Below are 8,150 nucleotides of genomic sequence, written 5' to 3'. Positions count from 1 at the left end.
TCGGCGGCGGCGGACCTGTACCGATTTTTCATCGGTAGCCGAGGCAAGGCTTAGCCCTGGGGCAAAAAAAGAAATGTATACGTCATTCATATTGATTTTTATCCAATAAATTATCCCTCAGGATGACACTAAAATGGTCTTAGCGAGACGCTAAGACCAGTAAAAGCTTAAACCAGTAAAGCGTAAAGACGCGAAGGCCAGTAAAAGATTCTGCGCTCAGCACCGCAATATTAATTCGCTAGGCTTTCAAACTCTTCGTCAGTCAATTCAATTTCTGCTGCTGCCAGGTTCTCTTTCAAATGTTCTACAGATTTTGTTCCTGGAATTAAAAGAATATTTGAGGATCTTTTTAATAACCAGGCCAGCGCAATCTGAGCAGTCGTTGCTTGATGTTTCTCGGCAATTGTTTTAATCTTATCTGCCAATTTATGTGGACCGGAAGCTAAGGGAAACCACGGAATAAAAGCCAGACCTTGTTCTGCTGTAAAATCCAAAACACTTTCCCATTGTCTGTTACTTAGATTATATAAGTTTTGCACAGAAACTATCGGCAGGATGTCTTGCACCTGTTTAATCTGATCGACAGATACTTCAGATAAACCTACATTTTTTATTTTTCCTTCTTTTACGGCTTCTGCTACAGGTGCCAAAGTTTTGGCTACATCAACATTAGGATCAATGCGGTGCAATTGCCATAAATCTATTGCATCCACTTTTAAACGTTGCAAACTACCTTCAATATCCTGCCTGATCTTTTCAGGCGTTCCATTGGGTACCCAATTGTTAGGGCCTGGCCGGTTAAAACCTCCTTTTGTTGCAATAAAAAGATCTTTTTGAAAAGGTGATAACGCATCGGCAATAAGCAATTCATTAAATTTTGGTCCATAAGCCTCCGCAGTATCAATAAAATTAACGCCATTTGCTACCGCTTCGCGCAAAACGGTTATCGCATTTTCTCGGTTTTCTACTTCACCAAAAACGCCGTTACCAGTTAACTGCATGGCGCCATAACCTAAACGGTTAACTTCTAATCCGCCAAGTTTAAATGTTGTTTTTCCCATTTTATTTAGATATGATAAATTCTATAGATGAAATAACCATAGATGGATTGCATTGTTTTCCAAACGAATTTTATGATAAATAAATGAAGAACTGATGTACTCACTAAACTAATACATGTCAGACGGTAACAGCTGACACCACTGATAGTAAAAAAAGGTCGTAGCGAGACACTAAGGCAAGAAAAGAAAAAGGCTGCTCCAGGTTTTGGAACAGCCTTACTGCGATATAAGGATTATTTAACTTCACTATGCTTCACGTTTTTTCGTGCTTATTGCAGCCTATTTCCAGCCTCCACCAAGTGCCTGGTAAATATCTACCACCGCATTTAACTGTTGTTTTTTGGTTTCAATCAATTCTAATTTCGATTGTAGTGCATCACGTTGTGTCATTAATACCTCAAAGTAATCGGCCCGTGCAGCTTTGAACAAATCGTTCGAAATATCGATAGATTGTGTAAGTGCAGCAACCTGTTTCGATTTTAGATCGTAGCTTTTTTGCAGGTTGCTGATTTTCGACATTTGGTTGGCTACTTCAATATAACCATTTAGAATGGCTTTTTCATAGTCAAAAACAGCCTGTAGTTGTTTTGCATTTGCAGAAGAATATTCGGCTTTAATAGCGTTTCTATTAATTAGAGGTCCTGCCAGATCCCCTGCCAGAGAATAGATCAAAGATTCTGGTGTTCTCAATAGATAGGATGGATTAAAGGCCTGGTAACCTATTGCAGCAGAAATTCCCAATGATGGATAAAACTGTGCCTTGGCTACTTTCACATCTAATTTAGCGGCTGCAAGCTCATACTCTGCCTGTTTGATATCAGGACGATTGGCCAACAACTGAGCTGGTAGGCCCGTGTGTACCGTTACAGGTACCAGCTCGGTAAAGCTGGATTTATCTCTGATAATGGGCTGAGGAAAACGGCCCAGCAGAAAATTAATTTTATTCTCATTTTCAACAATATCCTGTTGGATATCGAACTCCAAACTTTTTGAGCTTAGTACCTCTGCTTCAAATTTGCGTACGGCAAGTTCGTTAACCCTGGTAGCCTGTTTCTGAATCTTCATCAATTCCAGCGCATTGCTTTGGAGCTCGATGTTTTTTCTCACCGTTTCCAATTGATTATCAGAGGCTAACAATTCATAATAGGAGTTTGCCACTTCTGCAATTAAATTGGTGATCACAAAATTCTTGCCTTCTACCGTGGCCAGATATTGGTTAATGGCTGCCTTTTTCGAATTGCGCAATTTATGCCAGATATCTGCTTCCCAATTGGCCTGCAAACCGAAGCGATAATCAGGCAATATTTCGGGCACCCCTTTGCCTGGTGTAATTTCAGTAGAAGCATCACCCGCACCGGAGCTGGTATAACGACCAACTTTATTCAAGCCGGCGCCAACACCATAAGTTACATTCGGCAAAAGGTCTCCCTTTCTGGCCTTTATTTCATTTCGGGCTATTTCAATATCCTGAAGGGTAATATTCAGCTCCTGGTTATTTTTAAGCGCAGTATCAATCAGGTTGATCAGATTAGGATCAGTAAAAAAGTTACGCCACTGTATACTGGCAGAACTTACCGTATCCTGCGAGCCATTAAAGCTCACAGGTGTATTTTTATTTTCGGCACGTTGGGCTACCTCAGGTAGCTTGCAGGCGGTATATGCAGCGCATATCAACGCCAGTCCAAGGCCTTTATATAAATTATTCTTAAACATTATTCTCAATTTCTTCAGTTAACGGATGTTCTTCCTCAATTTTGATCAGCTTGTATTTTGCTGCAATTGATCCGAATATATAATATAAGCCAGGGATCACAATTACCCCGAAAATGGTACCGAAAAGCATACCGCCTGCAGCAGCCGAACCTATGGTACGGTTACCGATCTTACCCGGACCTGTTGCAATCATCAATGGAATTAAACCTGCAATAAAGGCAAAAGAAGTCATCAAAATAGGACGGAAACGAACGCTTGCCCCTTCCATTGCCGCCTTAAGCACGGTTAAACCCTGACTTTGGCGCTGCGTAGCGAATTCAACAATCAGTACGGCGTTTTTGCCGAGCAGGCCTATGAGCATGACCATAGCTACCTGCGAATAGATATTGTTCTCTAATCCCAGTAACTTCAAGAATAGGAAAGCACCAAAAATACCTGCAGGTAATGATAAAATGACCGATAAAGGCAAAATGAAACTTTCATATTGTGCAGCCAACACCAGGTAAACGAAACCTAAACAGATCAGGAAAATATAAATGGCACCATTACCCCTTGATACCTGATCTTTTGAAATACCTGCCCAATCGATACCGAAACCCCTTGGTAAGGTTTTCTGTGCCACCTCGTTGATGGCCTGAATGGCCTGACCGGAACTATAACCCGGAGCAGCCTGTCCACTGATTTCAGAAGCATTGTACATGTTATGCCGGGTAATCTCTGAAAGGCCATAAACCCTTCGCATTTTAATAAAGGCGGAGAAAGGCACCATTTCATCGCGGCTATTTTTAACCGATAGTTTTAGAATATCTTCTGGTAAAGCGCGATATTGAGGTAAGGCCTGTACAATTACTTTATACTGGCGGTCGTACTTGATAAAACTGGTTTCGTAATCACTACCAACAAAAGTTGATAAAGTATTCATCGCATTATCGATACTCACACCTTTTTGTTGCGCAATATCATTATCTACATCCAGCATGTATTGAGGGAAACTGGCGCTGTAGAAAGTAAACACAGATGATAGTTCTTTACGTTTGTTCAGCTCGCGTACAAAATCGTTGGCTACGGTTTCCATTTTTTTGTAATCACCGCTACCGGCTTTATCCAGTAAACGGAGTTCGAAACCACCTGCTGCACCATATCCCGGAACTGCTGGTGGCTGAAAAAATTCAATAGCTGCACCCGGTATAGATTTTGATTTCTGCTCTAACTCTTCAATGATTTCCTGTGCAGATTGCTTACGTTCGCTCCAATCTTTAAGGTTGATTAAACAGGTACCTGAGTTGGATCCTGTACCTTCGCTTAGGATTTCATATCCGGCTAAAGATGAAACCGATTTAACACCATCAATTTCTTCGCTCATTTTCTGCAGTTTCTCTGCAATCTGATCGGTACGTTCCAAAGTTGATCCCGGAGGTGTTTGGATAATGGCATATACCATTCCCTGATCTTCGTTGGGAATAAAGCCTGATGGTACACTTCCGCTTAATGCCCAAACACCCAAACAAAAGGCTGCCAACACCCCAAAGGTTAGTAACCTGCGGCTTACCACCCTACTCAATACGAATTCGTATCTGCCCGATAATTTAGCAAAACCGCGGTTAAAGCCATCTAGAAAACGATCGATTAATGTTTTCTTTTTAGCAGTACCATGATTGTTCTTTAACATGATGGCACACAGGGCAGGTGTAAGTGTTAAAGCCACAATACCTGAAAGGATAATTGCTGTGGCCATGGTAATGGAGAATTGACGGTAAAAAATACCCACCGGACCCGACATGAATGCTACCGGGATAAATACCGAAGCCATTAAGAAGGTAATGGCGATAATGGCCCCACCGATCTCTTTCATGGCTTGCTGGGTAGCTTTTAATACCGATAGATGCGGGTCCAGCTCCATCTTCGCATGCACTGCCTCAATTACTACAATGGCGTCATCAACTACCACCCCAATGGCGAGTACCAATGCAAACAGGGTAATTAAGTTTAGCGTAATGCCAAAAAACTGCATAAATACGAACGTTCCAATCAGCGACACCGGTACTGCAATAGCCGGAATAAGCGTCGAACGCCAGTCGCCTAAGAACAAAAATACCACTAAACCCACTAAAATAAAGGCTTCTACAAGGGTATGGATTACCTTCTCGATAGATGCGTCAAGGAATTTAGAAACATCATAACTAATCTCATAATCTAAACCTTTTGGAAAAGAAGCGGCCTTAATTTCGGCCATTTTAGCTTTCACATCTTTAATTACCTGACTGGCGTTACTGCCGTAAGATTGTTTTAAAACAATTGCAGCAGATGCCTTTCCATTTAAGGTTGAATATAAGTTATAAGCAGAAGCACTAAAGTCTACGTCAGCTACGTCTTTTAAATGGAGCAACTGGCCATCAGGCGTAGCCCTAACCACAATATTTTCGTAACCTTCTTTGGTGTTAAAGCGCCCTGAATATTTTAATACATATTCGAACGCCTGTGAACGTTTGCCAGAACTCTCTCCTGTTTTTCCCGGAGAGGCCTCCAGGCTTTGTCCTTCAAGTGCGTTCATCACTTCATCAACCGAGATTTTATAAGCTTGCATACGGTCGGGTTTTAACCAGATCCGCATGGCATAATCCCGGTCGCCCAAAATATCGGCAAAACCTACACCATCAACCCTTTTAAGCTCCGAAAGCAGGTTGATATCGGCATAGTTATACAGAAAGTTCTGGTTCATTTTAGGGTCTTTGCTATACAGGTTGATATACATCAACATGTTTGGCTCTTCACGGGTAATTTTTACACCCTCGCGGATGACCAAAGGAGGCAGCTTATTGGTTACAGCAGCTACACGGTTCTGTACGTTAAGGGACGCCTGATTGGGATCGGTACCCAGGTTAAATACGACCTGCACGGATGCTTCACCATCATTACCAGCATTTGATGCAATATATTTCATCCCCGGTACGCCGTTAAGCGCGCGCTCAAGCGGTATAACTACCGATTTAATCAATAATTCGTTATTGGCTCCCGGGTAATCAGCGGTGATGTTTACTTTGGGAGGAGATATGGTTGGAAACTGTGTAACAGGCAGGTAGCTTATGGCTAACACCCCTAAAAACACAATAACCAATGATATTACGATAGAAAGGACTGGCCTTTGTATGAATTTACTAAACATAAATTAAGTATAGAAGGGTTTAGATTATTCTGTTTTCAATCTCAATTGTTTCAATACATCCTGAGGTTGCTGGAATTTAAAGGCAATTTTATCATCGTCCTTAACTTTTTGTACGCCTTCAAGCAAAATTTTATCATCAACAGAAAGGCCATCGCCCACGATGTATAAGTCGGGAAGATCTCCCGCAATGGTAATCATCCTGGAGTGTACTTTATTATTTTTATCTACCACAAAAACATAAGTTTTGTCCTGGATATCGTAAGTGGCCTTTTGAGGAATGATAATGGCATTTTTTAGCGGCACCACCATATGTACTTTACCGGTTTCGCCGTTCCTAAGCAGATTGTCGCTATTATTGAACCTTGCCCTGAAAGCAATATTTCCGGTTTCGTTATCAAATTCGCTTTCAATAACTTCTACTTTACCTTTTGCTTTTAGAAATTCGCCGTTCGCCAGTAACAAACTTACCTCTTGCTGGTTTTTTGCCTTTGCAGCACTTTGATAGTTTAAATATTCTGGTTCTGATACGTTGAAGTAGGCAAAAACCTGACTGTTATCGGAAAGACTGGTTAATAATGCCCCCTCATCTACCAAACTTCCTAATTTTAAAGGAATACGATCAATCGTACCGTCGAAAGGCGCCCTGATTTCGGTATTAGACAAATGGAATTTAGCCAATGAGGTTTCGGCATTTGCGGATTGCAGTTTGGCTTTGGCCATGGCCAGTTCGTTTTTAGAAACGATATTTTTATCTGAAAGCAGTTTGGTATTCTCCAGTTCAATCTGAGCCGATTTTGTTTCAGCCTGTGCCTTTAGCAATTCAGATTGTGCAGCCTTAGGCATAATCCTAAATAACAGCTGGCCTGCCTTTACATGCTGACCTTCATCCACATAAATATTTTGAAGATACCCTTTTTCCTGGGCCCTGACTTCGATGTTCCGCACAGATTTAATCTGAGAAACATATTCTTTGGTAAAGGAAGTATCCATTCTTAGAGGTGTGGTTACCGCATAAGTTTCTACTTCTTCCTTTTCTTCTTTCTTCGAGGTGCAACTTGTTGCGTAAAGCAAAGTAAACAAGCCTAAGCACATGAAAACTCTTTTCATTTTTTGGAGTGGTTTTAATCTGATTTATTTTTTTTCTCTAATTAGTTTCCCTCGGTAACCATTCTATAATGAAAAATTCTCTACAACCGGTTTATAGATACTTTTTGATTTCAAGAAATGATGGTCACGCAACGATTTAATTCGAAAGCGAAATAAATACAAGTTCATGAAGTTATAATGAAGTTAAACTTCAGGTTTGGGCAGAAAAATGGCATTTGGAAAGGAAATGACGGGATTTTAAACTGTATATTCAATCAGTTTATTGACTGTAAATACCTTAATTTCAATTATAAAGCTTTCTGGCAGTAACTTTTCTTATATTTTTAAAGTGCGAAATGACAAATTTTTCATTCCTTCAGATGATAAAAGACGAATGAGGGAGCTTGTGAATCACTTGATTTTCCTGCTTGAAATGTTCGCTAAAAATGACAATATATCCTTAACATTTCCACAACAATGTACTTACATTGAAGCATTATTTTAGCCAACACAAAATCAGTCATTTTTTGTTTAGTAATCAGATTAAAGCGGTACAATATGGAAAACGAAATACAATCTGAAAGAGACATCCAATGCGAATTCCTCAATATTTTCAAATTTATATGGGCAGCTTGTGGTATAGCCCCGTTAGGTGAAACACCTGGCGATCCAGAACCAGAAAGTGCAAACTCATAGTGATCAACCTGAATTCAATCATTAATATGGCTTTGGGTAACTATACCGGCGCCGATATAGGCCTTTCCTGATGCTGGAGGATTACAAATAACTTGTTAACGACCACGAGCGCAGATAACTTGTCATTAAAAATATAAGCCATATCCAATATTTTTTATCGGTAACCTGCCCCCTGATAACCGATCTGATCCATTAAAAAATCTACGAATTTCTGATCAGATAGCATTTTGAAATTGATTTAACTTGAACTCAGGTGTGAAATTAAACTATTTTGATTTGCTTTGATTGGCTTAATCGCTAAATTTGGATCAAGCAAAAAAGTTGGGGGGCTGGGATTAAATTTTTAGTTTAGCCTTTTTTAGCAGAACTGCCTTGGAGACCGAACTACTTAAATTATTATTACCTACTGATCTTATAGCTCAATTTGAACT

General features: G+C 40.3%; 4 protein-coding genes. All 4 read right to left on the bottom strand.

Annotated elements, in window-relative coordinates; genetic code table 11:
• Positions 1 to 230: 230 nt before the first annotated feature.
• The 4 genes from QZ738_RS15520 to QZ738_RS15505 all read right to left on the bottom strand — a co-directional run bounded on the left by QZ738_RS15520 (position 231) and on the right by QZ738_RS15505 (position 7,044).
• Positions 231 to 1,061, bottom strand: a complete 831-nt coding sequence (locus QZ738_RS15520) for an aldo/keto reductase (RefSeq protein ID WP_293788653.1) — start codon at positions 1,059 to 1,061, stop codon at positions 231 to 233.
• A 279-nt stretch (positions 1,062 to 1,340) separates the two neighbouring features.
• Positions 1,341 to 2,774, bottom strand: coding sequence for a TolC family protein (locus QZ738_RS15515; protein WP_293788652.1), 1,434 nt, complete (start codon positions 2,772 to 2,774; stop codon positions 1,341 to 1,343).
• Entirely contained in the window at positions 2,767 to 5,937 is a 3,171-nt protein-coding gene (locus QZ738_RS15510; protein ID WP_293788651.1) for an efflux RND transporter permease subunit, read from the bottom strand. Before QZ738_RS15510 ends, QZ738_RS15515 begins: the two co-directional genes overlap by 8 nt.
• Positions 5,938 to 5,961: 24 nt before the next feature.
• The gene (locus QZ738_RS15505; RefSeq protein WP_293788650.1) at positions 5,962 to 7,044 is read right to left on the bottom strand and encodes an efflux RND transporter periplasmic adaptor subunit; all 1,083 of its coding nucleotides are present in this window, start codon (positions 7,042 to 7,044) and stop codon (positions 5,962 to 5,964) included.
• Positions 7,045 to 8,150 lie beyond the last annotated feature (1,106 nt).

It is taken from the genome of uncultured Pedobacter sp. (genome assembly GCF_913776295.1).
Classification (GTDB): domain Bacteria; phylum Bacteroidota; class Bacteroidia; order Sphingobacteriales; family Sphingobacteriaceae; genus Pedobacter.
The sequence above is the reverse complement of the archived record's forward strand: the minus strand, read 5'-3'. Positions and strand labels throughout refer to the sequence as shown.

Bases quoted from the DNA above. Each gene is read 5' to 3' on its own strand.
- QZ738_RS15510 (WP_293788651.1), bottom strand. From the start codon at position 5,937: ATGTTTAGTAAATTCATACAAAGGCCAGTCCTTTCTATCGTAATATCA.
- QZ738_RS15520 (WP_293788653.1), bottom strand. From the start codon at position 1,061: ATGGGAAAAACAACATTTAAACTTGGCGGATTAGAAGTTAACCGTTTA.
- QZ738_RS15505 (WP_293788650.1), bottom strand. From the start codon at position 7,044: ATGAAAAGAGTTTTCATGTGCTTAGGCTTGTTTACTTTGCTTTACGCA.
- QZ738_RS15515 (WP_293788652.1), bottom strand. From the start codon at position 2,774: ATGTTTAAGAATAATTTATATAAAGGCCTTGGACTGGCGTTGATATGC.